Genomic DNA, 15540 nt, shown 5'->3' with positions numbered 1-15540 from the left:
TGCCGGCTCAGCGCTTGCCGGCCTTGACCTCGGCCGCACGCAGCACCGGGGCCAACTTGTCCAGCACGCCATTGACGAACTTGTGCCCGTCGGTTGCGCCAAACACCTTGGCCAGCTCGATGCCTTCGTTGATCACCACCTTGTAGGGCACGTCGACGCGGCTCTTCAGCTCCCAGGCGGACAGGCGCAGGATGGCCAGCTCGACCGGGTCCAGCTCTTCCAGCGGAATGCTCAGGAAGGGCGCGAAGGCGGCATCCAGCTCCGGCTTCTGCCGGGCCACGCCGGTGAGGATCTCGTGGAAGTAGGCGCCGTCGACGCCGCTGAAGTCGTTATCGACGCGGAACTGCGCTTCGATCTCGTTCAGCGACTGACCGGCCATGTGCCACTGGTATAGCGCCTGCATGGCCAGGCTGCGGGCCACGCGGCGCTGCGCGATCTTGCCCTTGGCCTTGGGCTGCGGAGCGTCCTGGCTGTCGTCGTGATTCAGGCTCACTTGGCCTCCAGGGCCGCCAGCAGGCTGACCATTTCCAGGGCGGACAGGGCAGCTTCGGCGCCCTTGTTGCCGGCCTTGGTGCCGGAGCGCTCGATGGCCTGCTCGATGGAGTCGACGGTCAGCACGCCGAAGGCGACCGGCACGCCGTATTCCATGGATACCTGGGCCAGGCCCTTGGTGCACTCGCCGGCAACGTACTCGAAGTGCGGGGTACCGCCACGGATCACCGCGCCGAGGGCGATGATGGCGGCGAACTCGCCGCGCTGGGCGACTTTCTGGGTGACCAGCGGAATCTCGAAGGCACCCGGGGCGCGGATGATGGTGATGTCGCTTTCCTTCACGCCGTGGCGGACCAGGGCGTCGACGGCGCCGCTGACCAGGCTCTCGACGACGAAGCTGTTGAAGCGGCCAACCACCAGGGCGTATTTGCCTTGCGGGGCGATGAAGGTACCTTCGATGGTCTTCAGGGTCATGGGCGAGTCTCAGTCTGTATAAAGAGCCGGGGCGCCTGGGGCACCCCGTGGGTATCAATGTAGAACGAAAAGCCAGGCCGGGCGCAGGCTGCGCTCGGCCGGGGTCGTCATTCAGCGGGCAGGTATTCTACAACTTCCAGGTCGAAGCCGGATATGGCGTTGAACTTCATCGGCGAGCTCATCAGGCGCATCTTGCGCACGCCCAGATCACGCAGGATCTGCGAACCGGCGCCGACGGTGCTGTAGGTGGCCGGGCTCGGCGCCGGCTGCTTGCCCAAGTGGGCCAGCAGTTCCGGGCCGGTGAGCGGGTTGCCGAGCAGCAACACCACGCCGCTGCCGGCCCTGGCCACCTCGGCCATCGCCGCGCGCAGGCTCCAGCGTCCCGGCTGCTTGACCAGGAACAGGTCGCGCAGCGGCTCCATGTTGTGCACCCGCACCAGGGTCGGCTCCTCGGCGCACACCTTACCCAGGGTCAGGGCCATGTGCGCGGTGTTCTCCACGCCGTCGCGGTAGGTGACCAAGGTGAACTGGCCCAGCTCGGTGTCCAGCGGCTGCTCGCTGACGCGCTCGACGGTGCGCTCGTGGATCAGCCGGTAGTGGATCAGGTCGGCGATGGTGCCGATCTTCAACCCGTGCTCCTCGGCGAACTTCTCCAGCTCCGGGCGGCGGGCCATGGTGCCGTCGTCGTTCATGATCTCGCAGATCACCCCGCTCGGCTCGTAGCCAGCCATGCGCGCCAGGTCGCAGGCCGCCTCGGTGTGGCCGGCGCGGGCCAGCACGCCGCCGGGCTGGGCCATCAGCGGGAAGATGTGGCCAGGGCTGACGATGTCGTCGGCCACCGCGTTGCGCGCCACCGCGGCCTGCACGGTACGCGCGCGGTCGGCGGCGGAGATGCCGGTGGTGACTCCCTCGGCGGCCTCGATCGACACGGTGAACTTGGTGCCGAAGCCGGAGCCGTTGCGCGGCGCCATCAGCGGCAGCTTGAGCAGCTCGCAGCGCTCGCGGGTCATCGGCATGCAGATCAGGCCGCGGGCGAAGCGGGCCATGAAGTTGATGTGCTCGGCGGTGACGCATTCGGAGGCGATGATGATGTCGCCCTCGTTCTCGCGATCCTCGTCATCCATGAGGATGACCATCTTGCCGGCGCGGATGTCTTCGATCAGTTCTTCTGCGGTATTCAGGGCCATGGCGGCGCGTCTCACTTGTTCAGGTAGCCGTGTTCGGCCAGGAAAGCTTCGCTGATGCCGGAAGCACTGGGCTCGGCGGCCTTGTCGCCCAGCAGCAGGCGCTCCAGGTAGCGCGCCAGCAGGTCCACTTCGAGGTTGACCCGACGCCCCGGCCGGTAGTCAGCCATGATGGTCTCGACCAGGGTGTGCGGCACGATGGTCAGTTCGAACTCGGCGCCGTTGACGGCGTTGACCGTCAGGCTGGTGCCGTCGACGGTGATCGAGCCCTTCAGCGCAATGTACTTGGCCAGCTCGCGCGGGGCGCGCACGCTGAACTGGATGGCGCGGGCGTTATCCTCGCGCTTGATGATCTCGCCGACGCCGTCGACATGGCCGCTGACCAGGTGGCCGCCGAGGCGGGTGGTCGGGGTCAGGGCCTTCTCCAGGTTGACGCGGCTGCCGGCCTTCAAGTCGACGAAGGCGGTGCGGGTCAGGGTCTCGCGGCTGACGTCGGCCCAGAAACCGTCGCCCGGCAGCTCGACCGCGGTCAGGCACACGCCGTTGACCGCGATGCTGTCGCCCAGCTTGACGTCGCCGAGGTCCAGCTTGCCGGTCTCGACGTAGACGCGCACGTCGCCACCCTTGGGCGTGATCGCACGGATGGTGCCGATGGATTCGATTATGCCGGTGAACATGCGTCCTCCCGGAAACTGGTGCAATGCAGCATGGACGAACTCCTGTTTTGGTCAAAAACAGGGCAATGCCGATCGATAGGGATTTTCGCGGGCGCAGACGGACGGCGCCCCGGAAGGGAATCCCGCTCTCTCTTTATCCGGACTATACCGTCGGCCCCGGAATCGCACCGGGTCTGCTGTCCCTTTCGCTGGAAAGGCGCTCGCGGGCTAGGCGCTACGCGCCATTACCGCCGGTGGGGAATTTCACCCCGCCCTGAGAACGTTGCGACCGGCGAACGGCCGCGGCTGGCTTTTTACCATATTTGCCGCACCGCTGCATGGCGGCGCTTCGATCAAACCCATCGAACGGCTCAGTGCGCCCTAGGCACGGCGGTGATCCGCCAGTCGTCGCCGATGGCACGCATCTCGCGGATCTCCAGCTCCTGCGCCTCGGCCATGCGCGCCAGCGGCCAGTCCAGCAGCGGGCGGGCGCTGGAACCGAGGAACTTGGGCGCGACGAACAGCTGGTACTCGTCGACCAGATGGGCCCGGGCGAAGGCGCCGGCCAGCTTGGGACCGGCCTCCACCAGCACCTCGTTGGCGCCACGCGCGGCCAGCTCCAGCAGCAGCTTGCGCAGATCGACATGGCCATTGCTGCCGGGCACCGCCAGCAGCTCGTGACCGTCTTCGAGGAAGCGATCGCGCGCGGCCGCCGCGGCGCAGGTGGCGACCAGCGCCGGGCCGGCCTGGAAGAAGGGCGCTGCCAGCGGCACGCGCAGGCGCCCGTCGACCAGCACACGCAGCGGCGGACGATCGAGGGCCAGGGCGGTCAGCTCGGCGTTCAGGCCCAGTTCCTCGGCACGCACGGTCAGGCGCGCCTGGTCGGTGAGCACGGTATCGGCGCCGGTGATGATCACGCTGGCGCGGGCGCGCAGGCGCTGCACGGCGGCACGCGCCTCGGGCCCGGTGATCCACTGGCTCTCGCCGTTGGCCATCGCCGTGCGGCCGTCCAGGCTCATCGCCAGCTTGACCCGCACGTAGGGCAGGCCCTGCTCCATGCGTTTGATGAAGCCGGCGTTCAGCGCCCTGGCCTCGGCCTCCAGCACGCCGCTGTGCACGGCGATGCCGGCGTGCATCAGGCGCAGCAGGCCCTTGCCGGACACCTCGGGATTGGGGTCCTGCATGGCCGCCACCACCCGCGCCACGCCGGCCGCAACCAGCGCATCGGCGCACGGCGGGGTACGGCCGTGATGGCTGCAGGGCTCCAGGGTCACGTAGGCGGTCGCGCCGCGCGCCTTGTCGCCGGCCTGGCGCAGGGCATGCACCTCGGCATGCGGCTCGCCGGCCTTGGCGTGCCAGCCTTCGCCGACGATCCTGCCGTCCTGCACGATGACGCAGCCGACCCGTGGATTGGGATGGGTGGAGTACAGCCCCTTGCGCGCCAGCTCCAGCGCGCGGGCCATGAACTGCTGGTCGGTGGCGCTCATTCTTTCGACGGCTCGCGGGCCAGGCGCTCGATCTCCTCGCGGAACTCGTTGAGGTCCTGGAAGCGCCGGTACACCGAGGCGAAGCGGATATAGGCGACCTCGTCGAGCTTCTGCAGCTCGGTCATCACCAGCTCGCCGAGCACCCGCGACTTGATCTCGCGCTCGCCGGTGGCGCGCAGGCGGTGCTTGATGTGGGCGATGGCCTCCTCCAGACGCTCGACGCTCACCGGGCGTTTCTCCAGCGCGCGCTGCATACCGGCGCGCAGCTTGTCCTCGTCGAACGGCTGGCGGCTGCCGTCGGACTTGATCAGGCGCGGCATCACCAGTTCGGCGGTCTCGAAGGTGGTGAAACGCTCGCCACAGGCCACGCATTCGCGGCGGCGGCGCACCTGTTCGCCCTCGGCGACCAGGCGGGAGTCGATGACCTTGGTGTCGTTGGCGGAGCAGAACGGACAGTGCATGGAGGAAGAGGCCCTACGAAACGGTGGCCCATGGTAGCGCATGGTCCCGGCAAGACAAGCCGCAGGCTTTGCGGTATACAGGCGCGCGTTTTTTGCGCTATTCCAGAATCATCTGCCGCATCGGATGCCGCCATGCCCCGCCGCCCCCTTCTCGCCTGCCTGTCCCTGCTGCTGGCCGCCTGCGCCGGCGAAGCGCCCAAGCCCGTGACAGCGCCCACACCAGCCAAGCCCGAAGTGGCGATCACCCCGGCCGCGCCCGTCGCGCAGCCGCTGCCCGCCCATCTGCGCGAGCTGCGTGGCAGCCTGCTGACCCCGCCGGCAGGCAGCGACGTGGAGCTGGCCCTGCTGGTAGTGGACGAGCGCGATCGCCCGCAGCGCCTGCTGGCCAGCCAGGCGCTGGCAGGCACCGGCAACGCCCTACCCTTTCGCCTGCACTTCGATCCGCAACAGTTTCCCGGTGGCGCGCGGATCGAGCTGCGCGCGCGCATCAGCCAGTCCGGCCGCCTGATCCTGCGCCTGCCGCCGCAGCGGGTGCTGCAGGCCGACAGCCGCGATTTCGGCGCCCTGCCGCTGGTGAACGCACCATGAACGCCCCCGCCGAACTGCAGAAAGCCCTGCAACAGCTGCTCGGCGACGCCCGCCTGAGCGCCGAGACCCTGCCCGGCACCGACATCCACCTGTGGCTGGTCGACCCGAGCAACATGGACCGCAGCTTCAGCCCGGAAGAAACCCGGCGCATCCTCGAGGAGCCGCCCTACTGGAGCTTCTGCTGGGCCAGCGGCCTGGCCCTGGCGCGCTGGCTGGCGGAGCGCCCCGAGTGGGTACGCGGCAAACGTGTGCTGGACTTCGGCGCCGGCTCCGGTGTGGCGGCCATCGCCGCGGCCAAGGCCGGGGCGGCGGAAGTGGTGGCCTGCGACCTCGACCCGCTGGCCATAGCCTCCTGCCGCGCCAACGCCGCGCTGAACGGCGTCGAGCTGAGCTACTCGCTGGACTTCTTCGCCGAGGAAGACCGCTTCGACCTGATCATCGTCGCCGACGTGCTCTACGACCGCGCCAACCTGCCCCTGCTGGATGCCTTCCTCACCCGCGGCCGGGAGGCCCTGGTGGCCGACTCGCGGGTCAAGGACTTCCAGCACCCGCGCTACACCCGCCTCGGCCTGCTGGAGGCCTGCACCTGGCCGGACCTGGCCGAGCCGGCGGAATTCCGTAATGTCAGCCTGTACCACGCCAAGCGCGGCTAACACTCCCCTCGCCCACTTGTGGGAGAGGGGACTGCTTGTATCCGAGCCCTACCGCCCGCATTTATAGTTCCAGCCTTTCGCCTCTCCGAGAACAGCCATGAGCGATACCCCCTACATCTTCGACGTCTCCGGTGCCGCCAATTTCGAGCAGCTGGTGATCCAGAACTCCTTCCACAAGCCGGTGCTGGTCGACTTCTGGGCCGAGTGGTGCGCGCCGTGCAAGGCGCTGATGCCGCTGCTGGCGAAGATCGCCGAGGAGTTCCGCGGCGAACTGCTGCTGGCCAAGGTCGACTGCGACGCCGAGCAGGACATCGTCATGCGCTTCGGCATCCGCAGCCTGCCGACCGTGGTGCTGTTCAAGGACGGACAGCCGGTCGACGGTTTCGCCGGCGCCCAGCCGGAGTCGGCCATCCGCGAAATGCTCAAGCCGCATGTGGCCGAACCGGCGCCGCTGGCCGCCGATCCGCTGGAGACGGCCCAGGCGCTGTTCGCCGAGGAGCGCTTCGGCGAGGCCGAGGCCCTGCTCAAGCAGGTGCTGACCGAGAACAACGAGAACGGTGCGGCGCTGATCCTCTACGCCCGCTGCCTGGCCGAACGCGGCGAGCTGGGCGAAGCCGAGGCGGTGCTGAACGCGGTCAAGGGCGACGAGCACAAGCAGGCCCTGGCCGGCGCCAAGGCCCAGCTGACCTTCCTGCGCCAGGCCGCCAGCCTGCCGGATGGCGCCGAGCTGAAGAGCCGTCTGGCGCAGAACCCGGACGACGACGAGGCCAGCTACCAGCTGGCGGTGCAGCAGCTGGCGCGCCAGCAGTACGAGGCGGCGCTGGACGGCCTGCTCAAGCTGTTCGTGCGCAACCGCAGCTTCCAGGAGGGTCTGCCGCACAAGACCCTGCTGCAGGTGTTCGACCTGCTCGGCAACGACCACCCGCTGGTCACCCTGTACCGCCGCAAGCTGTACCAGGCCATCTACTGATGGCGCCCTTCCGCCTACTGCTGCGGGTGCGCTACGGCGAGTGCGACGCCCAGCAGGTGGTGTTCAACGCCCGCTACGGCGACTACGTGGACGTGGCGGCCACCGAGTTCTACCGCGCCGTGTTCGGCAGCTACCAGGCTCTGCTGGAGCAGGGCCTGGACAGCCAGGTGGTGCGCATGGTCACCGACTGGAGCGCGCCGGCGCGCTTCGACGACGTGCTGCAGCTGGAGGTGCGCAGCCTGCGCCTGGGCAACAGCTCGTTCACCCTGGAAGTGGACATCCGCCGCCAGGCCGACCAGGCCGCCATCGCCCGCAGCGAGGTCACCTATGTGATGGTCGATGCCCGAGCCTTCACCAAGGTCGCCATTCCCGAGGCCATCCGCGCCCAGCTGGAGCGCGGCGCACCGGGTGTGACGATCAATCAGGCCGGCTAGCCGATCCAGCGATACAGCGGCGCCGCCTCGCCGCTTTCCACCTGCACCTGCGGGCAATGACGCAGGCGCACCAGCAGGCGCTTGCCGGCCGCCTCGCCACCGGCCAGGGCGGCCAGTTCGCCGAGCAGTTGCGGCCCCTCCAGGCTGCCGGCGCGCTGCAGCAGTTCCTGCGCCTGGTGCCACAGGTCGTCGGCCGGACTAACACTGCGCACCGCGCCGGGTGGCGCTTCCAGCGGCAAATGCGCCGCCAGCCGAGCCCAGTCCTCGGCATCCATCTCCAGCGTCAGGTCCACCGGCCAGTCGCCGACCCGCCCCTTGATTCGCAGCATCTTCACTCTCCCGAACAGCAGGCCGCCATGCTGCCATGCGCGCCGAGACTGGCCAATCGCCACGGATAAATGTTACAACATAACCTAACAATCCATCACCGGAGTTCGCCCCATGCGCCGCATCCTGCTCGCCCTGCCTCTCGCCCTGCTGCCGCTGACCATCGCCCAGGCCGCCAGCCACGAGCACGATCATGCCCATGAGGAGCACGGCAGCCTGGGCAAGCATGAGCATGGCGTGGCCAGCCTCAATGTGGCGCTGGATGGCCAGACCCTGGAGATCCAGCTGCAGAGCCCGGCCATGAACCTGGTCGGTTTCGAGCACGAGGCCAAGAGCGACGCCGACAAGGCCAAGGTCACCGCCGCACGCCAGCATCTGGAGCAGCCGCAGGCGCTGTTCGCCCTGCCGGCCGAGGCCCAGTGCGCAGTGGAGGAAAACGAGGTGAAAAGCCCGCTGTTCGCCGAGCACGAGCACGAGCACGAGCACGAGCACGAGCACGAGCATCATGACCACGGCGACGAGCCCGGCCATAGTGATATCGAGGCCAGCTACCGCTTCGTCTGCGCCAATGCCGGGGCATTGCAGACCCTGGAGCTGGGCAGCTTCTTCGGCACCTTCCCGGCCACCGAGAAACTGGACGTACAGCTGATCGGCCCGAGCGGCCAGCAGGGCGCCGAGCTGACCCCGAGCAATTCGCGCCTGAGCTTCTGAAACACGCCGGCGCATCCTGCGGGTGCGCCGCCGCTCTCCTTGCCTTTAAGCTGTCGCCTTCTCCGACTCGCGGATCGCCCATGTCCGACGCACTGATCGAACTCACCGACCTCGGCTTCGCCTGGCCCGGCCAGGCCGAGCTGCTGGATATCCCCAGCTTTACCCTGCGCCGTGGCGAAAGCCTGTTCCTCAAGGGCCCCAGCGGCAGTGGCAAGACCACCCTACTCGGCCTGCTCGGCGGCGTGCAGAAGCCTGGCCGCGGCTGTCTCAAGCTGCTCGGTCAGGAGCTGGCGCAGATGTCCTCCGGCGCCCGCGACCGTTTTCGCGTCGACCACACCGGCTACATCTTCCAGCAGTTCAACCTGCTGCCGTTCCTCTCGGTACGCGAGAACGTCGAACTGCCCTGTCGCTTCTCCAAGAGCCGCGCCCGCCGCGCCAGCGAGCGCCACGGCAGCGTCGACAACGCCGCTGCTCAGCTGCTGCAGCACCTGGATCTGAAGGCCGAGCTGCTGGAGCGCCGCGCCGATTCCTTGTCGATCGGCCAGCAGCAGCGGGTCGCCGCCGCGCGCGCGCTGATCGGCCAGCCGGAACTGGTGATCGCCGACGAACCGACCTCGGCGCTGGATCACGACGCCCGCGAGGCCTTCCTCCAGCTGCTGTTCACCGAGTGCCGCGCAGCGGGCGCCAGCCTGCTGTTCGTCAGCCACGACCAGAGCCTGGCGCCGCTGTTCGACCGCAGTGTCTCGCTGGCCGAGCTGAACCGCGCCAGCAAACCGGCGGAGGTCTGACATGCATTTATTACGCATCGCCCTGGCCAGCCTGGCCAACCGCCGCTTCACCGCCCTGCTCACGGTGTTCGCCATCGCCCTCTCGGTGTGCCTGCTGCTGGCCGTCGAGCGGGTGCGTACCGAGGCGCGCGCCAGCTTCGCCAGCACCATCAGCGGCACCGACCTGATCGTCGGCGCGCGCTCGGGCAGCGTTAACATGCTGCTGTACTCGGTGTTCCGCATCGGCAACGCCACCAACAACATTCGCTGGGACAGCTTCGAGACCCTGGCCAGACACCCGCAGGTGAAGTGGGCCATCCCGCTGTCGCTGGGCGACTCGCACCGCGGCTACCGGGTGCTGGGCACCGACACCGGCTACTTCGAGCATTACCGCTACGGCCGCGGCCAGCCTCTGCAGCTGGCCCAGGGCAAGCCCTTCGCCGACCTGTTCGAGGTGGTGCTCGGCGCCGAAGTGGCCGAGGCACTGAAGTACAAGTTGGGAGACCAGATCGTCCTGGCCCACGGCGTGGCCACCGTCAGCCTGACCCAGCATGACGACAAGCCGTTCCGTGTGGTCGGCATCCTCGCTCGCACCGGCACGCCGGTCGACCGCACCCTGCACATCTCGCTGGCCGGCATGGAGGCGCTGCACGTCGACTGGCAGAACGGCATGCCGGCACGCGGCGCGGCCAGGGTCAGCGCCGAGCAGGCGCGCGAGATGCACCTGCAACCGAAAGCCATCACCGCCGTGTTGCTCGGCTTGAAGAGCAAGGTCGCCACTTTCACCGTGCAGCGCCAGGTCAACGAGTACCGCGGCGAGCCGCTGCTGGCGATCCTTCCTGGCGTGGCCCTGCAGGAGCTGTGGAGCCTGATGGGCACGGCGGAGAAGGCGCTGTTCGTGGTTTCGCTGTTCGTCGTGCTGACCGGCCTGATCGGCATGCTCACGGCCATTCTCACCAGTCTCAACGAACGCCGCCGCGAGATGGCCATCCTGCGCTCGGTCGGCGCGCGCCCCTGGCATATCGCCGGGCTGCTGGTGCTGGAGGCGCTGGTGCTGGCCCTGGCCGGCGCGGCGCTGGGCCTGGCCCTGCTGTATGGCGGCATCGCCGCCAGCCAGGGCTGGGTGCAGGCGCAGTACGGCCTGTATCTGCCGCTGGCATTGCCCAGCGCCTATGAGTGGAGCCTGCTCGGCGCTATTCTGGGCGCCGCCCTGCTGATGGGGGGCGTGCCGGCCTGGCGCGCCTATCGGCAGTCGCTGGCCGACGGCCTGTCCATTCGCCTGTGAGGTTGCCCATGCGTCATCTGCTGTTCGCCCTGCTGTTCTGTACCACCTCGCTCTGGGCCGCGGAGCCGCGCGAGCTGACCTGGAGCGAACTGGTCCCGCCAGACGCACCGCCGCAGCCGGCGCAGCAGATGCCGATGCACGACCTCACCCAGCTGGCCGACGCCCTGGCCGCCGAGAGCGGCCCGGCGGCCAGGCAGCAATCGCCGGCCGCGCCGGTGGTCAAGGCGCTGGACGGCCAGCAGATCAGGCTGCCCGGCTACATAGTGCCGCTGGACGTGACCGAGGAAGGCCGGGTAACCGAGTTCCTCTTCGTGCCCTACTTCGGCGCCTGCATACACGTGCCGCCGCCACCGTCCAACCAGATCGTGCATGTCACCAGCGAACTGGGCGTGCTGATGGACGCGCTGTACCAGCCTTTCTGGATCGAGGGGCCGCTGCGCACCGAGCAGGTCAGCAGTGAACTGGCCGAGGCCGGCTACCGCATGGCCGCGGAAAAGATCTATCCCTACGAGATGTAGTGCGACAGGCCGCCGCACCCCGGGGTGCGCGGCCATTGAGCCAGGTCAAGTGATCGCCCGCGGGGCTCCTTAGGATGAACGTCAGCCAACACACATTGCTGACTCCCCCGGAGCCCCCAAGATGAAGAAGACCCTGCTCGCCACATCCCTGATCGCCCTCGCCCTGGCCACCCCGCTGGCCCAGGCCCACAAGGCCGGTGACATCATCGTGCGTGCCGGCGCCGCCACCGTCGACCCGCACGAAGACAGCAGCGACATCTGGGTCGGCGCCCTCGGCACCGATGTGGCCGGCACCAAGGCCACCCTGGACAGCGACACCCAGCTGGGCCTGAACTTCGCCTACATGGTCACCGACCACGTCGGTATCGAGCTGCTGGCTGCCACTCCGTTCAGCCACAACGTCGGCGTCAAGGGCATGCCCGGTCCGTTTGCCGGCCTCAACGGCAAGCTCGGCGAGCTCAAGCACCTGCCGCCGACCCTGAGCGTGGTGTACTACCCGCTGGACGCCGGCTCGGCCTTCCAGCCCTATGTCGGCGCCGGCATCAACTACACCTGGTTCTTCGACACCGAGCTGACCGGCGAGGCCGAGGACAAGGGCTTCAGCGGCCTGGATCTGGACGACTCCTGGGGCCTGGCCGCCCAGGTGGGCATGGACTACATGCTGACCGACAACGTCATGCTCAACGCCCAGGTACGCTACATCGACATCGACACCCAGGGCAGCACTAGCTTCGGCGGCCGCGAAGTCGAGGTGGACGTGGACGTCGATCCCTTCGTCTACATGGTCGGCCTGGGCTACAAGTTCTAAGCCGCTCGGCAACTCTCGAGGGCCCGCACCGCGCCACGCGGTGCGGGCCTTTTTGCTGCCCGAGGTACGACCGCGCGGGCACAAAAAAGCCCCGCACTGGCGGGGCTTTTTCATGGCGCTGGCGATCAGCCGTTGAACACGTCGTCCACCGACTTCAGCGGGTAGTGCTTGGGATAGGGCAGGGTCGCCACGCCGCTCTCGATCGCGGCCTTGGCCACGGCATCGGCGACCACGGTGATCAGGCGCGCGTCCATCGGCTTGGGAATGATGTACTCGCGGCCGAAGCTCAGCTCGATACCGCCATAGGCCTCGCAGACTTCCTTGGGCACCGGCAGCTTGGCCAGCTCGCGCAGGGCGTTGGCGGCGGCGATCTTCATTTCCTCGTTGATGCGGGTGGCGCGCACGTCCAGGGCACCGCGGAAGATGAAGGGGAAGCCGAGCACGTTGTTGACCTGGTTCGGGTAGTCCGAGCGGCCGGTGGCCATGATCACGTCCGGGCGCGCCTCGCGGGCCAGCTCCGGCTTGATCTCCGGGTCCGGGTTGGAGCAGGCGAAGACGATCGGGTTCGGCGCCATGCGCTTGAGGTCTTCCTGGCTCAGCAGGTTGGCACCGGACAGGCCGACGAACACGTCGGCGCCGTCGAGGGCGTCGGACAGGCTGCGCTTGTCGGTGGCGTGGGCGAACACCGCCTTGTACTGGTTGAGGTCGTCGCGGCCGGCGTGGATGACGCCCTTGCGATCGAGCATGAAGATGTTCTCGACCTGGGCCCCCATGCTCACCAGCAGCTTCATGCAGGAGATGGCGGCGGCGCCGGCGCCGAGGCAGACGATCTTGGCTTCGGCCAGGGTCTTGCCGGCGATTTCCAGGGCGTTGAGCATGCCGGCGGCGGTGACGATGGCAGTGCCGTGCTGGTCATCGTGGAACACCGGGATGTCGCACTGCTCGATCAGCGCGCGCTCGATCTCGAAGCACTCGGGCGCCTTGATGTCTTCCAGGTTGATGCCGCCGAAGGTGATGGAGATGCGCTTGACGGTGTCGATGAAGGCCTGCGGGCTCTCGGAGTCGACCTCGATGTCGAACACGTCGATGCCGGCGAAGCGCTTGAACAGCACACCCTTGCCTTCCATCACCGGCTTGGAGGCCAGCGGGCCGAGGTTGCCCAAGCCGAGGATCGCGGTGCCGTCGGAAATCACTGCCACCAGGTTGCCCTTGCCGGTGTAGCGGTACGCCAGCTCGGCGTCACGGGCAATCTCGCGTACCGGCTCGGCCACGCCCGGGCTGTAGGCCAGGGACAGGTCACGGGCGGTGGCGGTGGGCTTGGTCAGTTCGACGCTGAGCTTTCCCGGGCGGGGCTGAGCGTGATACTCGAGAGCGGCAGTTTTCAGATCGGACATTTCGGCTATTTCCGCTTTGCTGTGAAAGGCAGGCGAGCGAGCATACGCAAGAAGGCCAGGCCCCACAAGGCCGGGGCTCGCAGCGACTCAGCGAACCACTTTGAGCCAATCGCCAGGAAGTGGCTGACCGGTCGGATACAGACCATTTAGCAGACGCAAGCGCTTGAGCCGGTCACCCTCGCCCTCCATCTGCCGACTCAGTTCCTCCAGGCTCTGCCCGCGCTGGAACTGCACCAGGGCCAGGCGCCGCGGCTCGCCCAGGCGGCGCTCGTCCGCCTGCAGCGGGCGGAAGCTGCGCACGATGTCCATGAAGCGATCGTCGGCGCTTTCCAGCGAGGCGCGGCCCTTGACCGCACCGACGAACTGGAAGGCGTCGCGCCCGCGCATCACCACCGCCACGCGCTTGGCGCCATTGCCGGGCAGCACGCCGGTGGTCACCTCCAGGCCGTGCTGGCGGAAGCTCTGCTCGCCGCTCAGGCCGCGGCCGCCGGTGCGCTGGCGGATGAAGTCCTGGGCGCTGGTCGCGTCCTTGAGCCCCTGCATGCTCATGACCATGAAGGCCTGCTGGTCCGGGCTGTGCAGGATCAGCGCGTCGGGCCGGTTGATCAGCTCCCAGTCCTGCGGCAGGCCCAGGGTGAAATCCAGGCCGACATGGTAGAAGCGCTGGCCACGGCGCACGCCGGCCTCGGCCGAGTCGCCGAAGGGCATGCCCGCGATCATCCGCAGATAGGTTTCGCGCCCCACCTCGCCCTGGCCGGTGGCCAGCGGGGTGGCGGCGGCCACCACCTGGCGCAGGCGGGTGTCGTTGTCCGGGTGGGTGTCGAACAGGCCGTGGTAGCCGGCCGGCGCCACTTCCTGGCCCTTGGCCAGGGCCTCGTCACGGGTGAAGTCCTCCTGGTTCTTCAGCACCTTGACCACCTCGATCATCGCCTGCGGGTCGTAGCCGCTGCGCGCCAGGTACTGCGCGCCGAAGCCGTCGGCCTCCAGCTCCATGTCGCGGCCGTAGCCGCGCACGAAGGCGTTGCCCAGGGTGCTGGCGAGGTCGCCGGCGGCGCCCACCCCGGTGCCGATGGCCACGGCCTGGCCGAGGATGTTCCAGGCGGTGGACTGGCTCTGCTGGCGCACGCTGTGGCGTGCGGTGACGTGGCCGACCTCATGACCGAGCACGGCGGCCAGCTCCGCCTCGGAGCCGAGGTAGGCCATCAGCCCGCGGTGGATATAGATGTGCCCGCCGGGAATGGCGAAAGCGTTGATGTCCGGGCTGTCGATCACCGTGAAGCGGTAGTCCAGGTTGCTGCGGTGGCCGTGCCGGGCGACCCGCTCGCCGACCCGCTGCACATAGGCCTGCAGCTTCTCGTCGGCGTAGCGCGGGTACTGCTTGGCGATCTCCTGGGCATAGCTGCGGCCCAGGTCGATCTCCTGCTGCTCGCTCATCATCACGAAGTCGGTCTTGCCGGTGGCCGGGTTGACGGCACAGCCGAGCAATTGCAGGAGCAGGGGCAACAGCAGCAACAGACGCAGTTTCATGGCAGCACCTCGAGCATCGCCGCATGGCTCAGCGGCAGCATCCAGCGGGCCTGCCCCGGTTGTACGCCGCCGCGCCGGGAGCGGTCAATCACCCAGCCGCGCGCCTCCACCTGGCGTCCGACCAGGGCCTGCAGGGCCTCGACATCGAAGTGGCGCAGCAGCTTCGGCTCGACGCGCAGCACCAGTGGCCCGTCCAGCTCGATCCACAGGCCGCCGCGATTGCGCTGCACCTGGTCCACGCGCCCGCGCACCAGGGCGAAACCGCCGCCACGCAGATCGAAGGCGCTGAGCACCTGCCGCCCCTGCCAGAGACCGAGGCGCTGCTGGCGCGCGGCCTGCTCGGCGCTGCGCTGGCAGTCCTCCAGCCCATTCGCCGGCTCGAAGGCTACCCGGTAGCCGAGGCCCTCGGCCAGCAGTTGCGCTTCCAGATTGTGGCCGGCGCGGTCGTAGGCATGCGCCAGGGTGCGCCCGTAGTGGTCGCGCGGCTTGGCGCCCAGGCGCAGGCCGACGCGGCCGTCATTGGCCGCCACCAGCGCCTGCAGGCGCCGCTGCGCCGCCTCGGCGAAAGGCTCGGCCGGACGTCCGTCGCGCGCCCGCTCCGGCGCGTTGACGCCGATCAGGCGCACGCTGCGGCCATCGGCCAGGCGCAGGGTGTCGCCATCCACCACCTTGGCCACGCGCTGTTGCGGCAGGTCCGCGCGCAGCGGGCAGAAGGCCTGGGCCGGCAGGGCCAGGCATGCAGAAACGAAAAAGGCGCCCACCAGGGACGCCTTTTTCAGCAACGTGGTCTGCACCACCATTCGG

Annotated in this window: 19 protein-coding genes and 1 riboswitch; of the genes, 9 read left to right on the top strand and 10 right to left on the bottom strand. The window is 68.5% G+C overall.

Annotated elements, in window-relative coordinates:
* Window positions 1-7 precede the first annotated feature (7 nt).
* The 6 genes from nusB to nrdR form a co-directional block, all read right to left on the bottom strand.
* Window positions 8-487 (bottom strand): transcription antitermination factor NusB, encoded by a 480-nt coding sequence (gene nusB, locus DMO17_RS15975; RefSeq protein WP_258371565.1) that lies wholly within the window; start codon window positions 485-487, stop codon window positions 8-10.
* Window positions 488-489: 2 nt separating this feature from the next.
* On the bottom strand, window positions 490-966 hold the full coding sequence (ribH, locus tag DMO17_RS15970; RefSeq protein ID WP_076426796.1) for a 6,7-dimethyl-8-ribityllumazine synthase: 477 nt from the start codon (window positions 964-966) through the stop codon (window positions 490-492).
* A 107-nt stretch (window positions 967-1073) separates the two neighbouring features.
* Complete coding sequence (gene ribBA / locus DMO17_RS15965; RefSeq protein ID WP_110683466.1) at window positions 1074-2153, bottom strand: bifunctional 3,4-dihydroxy-2-butanone-4-phosphate synthase/GTP cyclohydrolase II; 1080 nt, start codon at window positions 2151-2153, stop codon at window positions 1074-1076.
* An 11-nt stretch (window positions 2154-2164) separates the two neighbouring features.
* Window positions 2165-2827, bottom strand: coding sequence for a riboflavin synthase (locus DMO17_RS15960; RefSeq protein WP_021701001.1), 663 nt, complete (start codon window positions 2825-2827; stop codon window positions 2165-2167).
* 120 nt (window positions 2828-2947) lie between these two features.
* Window positions 2948-3092, bottom strand: a riboswitch (FMN riboswitch).
* Between the two features lie 85 nt (window positions 3093-3177).
* Entirely contained in the window at window positions 3178-4293 is a 1116-nt protein-coding gene (gene ribD / locus DMO17_RS15955) for a bifunctional diaminohydroxyphosphoribosylaminopyrimidine deaminase/5-amino-6-(5-phosphoribosylamino)uracil reductase RibD (RefSeq protein ID WP_110683465.1), read from the bottom strand.
* Window positions 4290-4754: a transcriptional regulator NrdR gene (nrdR, locus tag DMO17_RS15950; RefSeq protein ID WP_021700999.1), complete on the bottom strand. Its 465-nt coding sequence runs from the start codon at window positions 4752-4754 to the stop codon at window positions 4290-4292. Before nrdR ends, ribD begins: the two co-directional genes overlap by 4 nt.
* Before the next feature lie 132 nt (window positions 4755-4886).
* On the opposite strand from nrdR, the gene DMO17_RS15945 reads away from it, so the two are divergent.
* The 4 genes from DMO17_RS15945 to DMO17_RS15930 all read left to right on the top strand — a co-directional run bounded on the left by DMO17_RS15945 (window position 4887) and on the right by DMO17_RS15930 (window position 7399).
* A complete protein-coding gene (locus DMO17_RS15945; protein ID WP_110683464.1) occupies window positions 4887-5342 on the top strand; it encodes a YbaY family lipoprotein in 456 nt (151 codons plus the stop codon).
* Window positions 5339-5995, top strand: a complete 657-nt coding sequence (locus DMO17_RS15940; RefSeq protein WP_110683463.1) for a class I SAM-dependent methyltransferase — start codon at window positions 5339-5341, stop codon at window positions 5993-5995. The genes DMO17_RS15945 and DMO17_RS15940 overlap by 4 nt, the downstream gene beginning before the upstream one ends.
* Window positions 5996-6092: 97 nt before the next feature.
* A complete protein-coding gene (gene trxA / locus DMO17_RS15935; protein WP_110683462.1) occupies window positions 6093-6965 on the top strand; it encodes a thioredoxin in 873 nt (290 codons plus the stop codon).
* On the top strand, window positions 6965-7399 hold the full coding sequence (locus tag DMO17_RS15930; protein WP_110683461.1) for an acyl-CoA thioesterase: 435 nt from the start codon (window positions 6965-6967) through the stop codon (window positions 7397-7399). Before trxA ends, DMO17_RS15930 begins: the two co-directional genes overlap by 1 nt.
* Here the strand turns inward: DMO17_RS15930 and DMO17_RS15925 are convergent.
* On the bottom strand, window positions 7396-7728 hold the full coding sequence (locus DMO17_RS15925) for a hypothetical protein (protein ID WP_110683460.1): 333 nt from the start codon (window positions 7726-7728) through the stop codon (window positions 7396-7398). The genes DMO17_RS15930 and DMO17_RS15925 overlap by 4 nt on opposite strands.
* Window positions 7729-7840: 112 nt before the next feature.
* On the opposite strand from DMO17_RS15925, the gene DMO17_RS15920 reads away from it, so the two are divergent.
* The 5 genes from DMO17_RS15920 to DMO17_RS15900 all read left to right on the top strand — a co-directional run bounded on the left by DMO17_RS15920 (window position 7841) and on the right by DMO17_RS15900 (window position 11815).
* The gene (locus DMO17_RS15920) at window positions 7841-8437 is read left to right on the top strand and encodes a DUF2796 domain-containing protein (protein WP_110683459.1); all 597 of its coding nucleotides are present in this window, start codon (window positions 7841-7843) and stop codon (window positions 8435-8437) included.
* Between the two features lie 80 nt (window positions 8438-8517).
* Complete coding sequence (locus DMO17_RS15915; protein ID WP_110683458.1) at window positions 8518-9225, top strand: ABC transporter ATP-binding protein; 708 nt, start codon at window positions 8518-8520, stop codon at window positions 9223-9225.
* A gap of 1 nt (window position 9226) precedes the next feature.
* A complete protein-coding gene (locus tag DMO17_RS15910) occupies window positions 9227-10489 on the top strand; it encodes an ABC transporter permease (protein ID WP_110683457.1) in 1263 nt (420 codons plus the stop codon).
* 8 nt (window positions 10490-10497) lie between these two features.
* Window positions 10498-11007 carry a DUF3299 domain-containing protein gene (locus DMO17_RS15905; RefSeq protein ID WP_110683456.1) on the top strand — a complete coding sequence of 170 codons (510 nt, stop codon included), beginning with the start codon at window positions 10498-10500 and terminating at the stop codon, window positions 11005-11007.
* Window positions 11008-11128: 121 nt separating this feature from the next.
* On the top strand, window positions 11129-11815 hold the full coding sequence (locus DMO17_RS15900) for an OmpW/AlkL family protein (RefSeq protein WP_110683455.1): 687 nt from the start codon (window positions 11129-11131) through the stop codon (window positions 11813-11815).
* A gap of 125 nt (window positions 11816-11940) precedes the next feature.
* Here the strand turns inward: DMO17_RS15900 and DMO17_RS15895 are convergent, their stop codons facing one another.
* The 3 genes from DMO17_RS15895 to DMO17_RS15885 all read right to left on the bottom strand — a co-directional run bounded on the left by DMO17_RS15895 (window position 11941) and on the right by DMO17_RS15885 (window position 15536).
* Complete coding sequence (locus DMO17_RS15895; protein ID WP_110683454.1) at window positions 11941-13209, bottom strand: malic enzyme-like NAD(P)-binding protein; 1269 nt, start codon at window positions 13207-13209, stop codon at window positions 11941-11943.
* A gap of 87 nt (window positions 13210-13296) precedes the next feature.
* Window positions 13297-14736: a M48 family metalloprotease gene (locus DMO17_RS15890; protein ID WP_110683453.1), complete on the bottom strand. Its 1440-nt coding sequence runs from the start codon at window positions 14734-14736 to the stop codon at window positions 13297-13299.
* Entirely contained in the window at window positions 14733-15536 is an 804-nt protein-coding gene (locus DMO17_RS15885) for a thermonuclease family protein (RefSeq protein WP_181418799.1), read from the bottom strand. Before DMO17_RS15885 ends, DMO17_RS15890 begins: the two co-directional genes overlap by 4 nt.
* Between the last annotated feature and the right edge of the window lie 4 nt (window positions 15537-15540).

The sequence above is a fragment of the Aquipseudomonas alcaligenes genome, from assembly GCF_003205495.1.
In the GTDB taxonomy this organism is placed as follows: Bacteria; Pseudomonadota; Gammaproteobacteria; order Pseudomonadales; family Pseudomonadaceae; genus Aquipseudomonas; species Aquipseudomonas alcaligenes_B.
The sequence above is the reverse complement of the archived record's forward strand: the minus strand, read 5'-3'. Positions and strand labels throughout refer to the sequence as shown.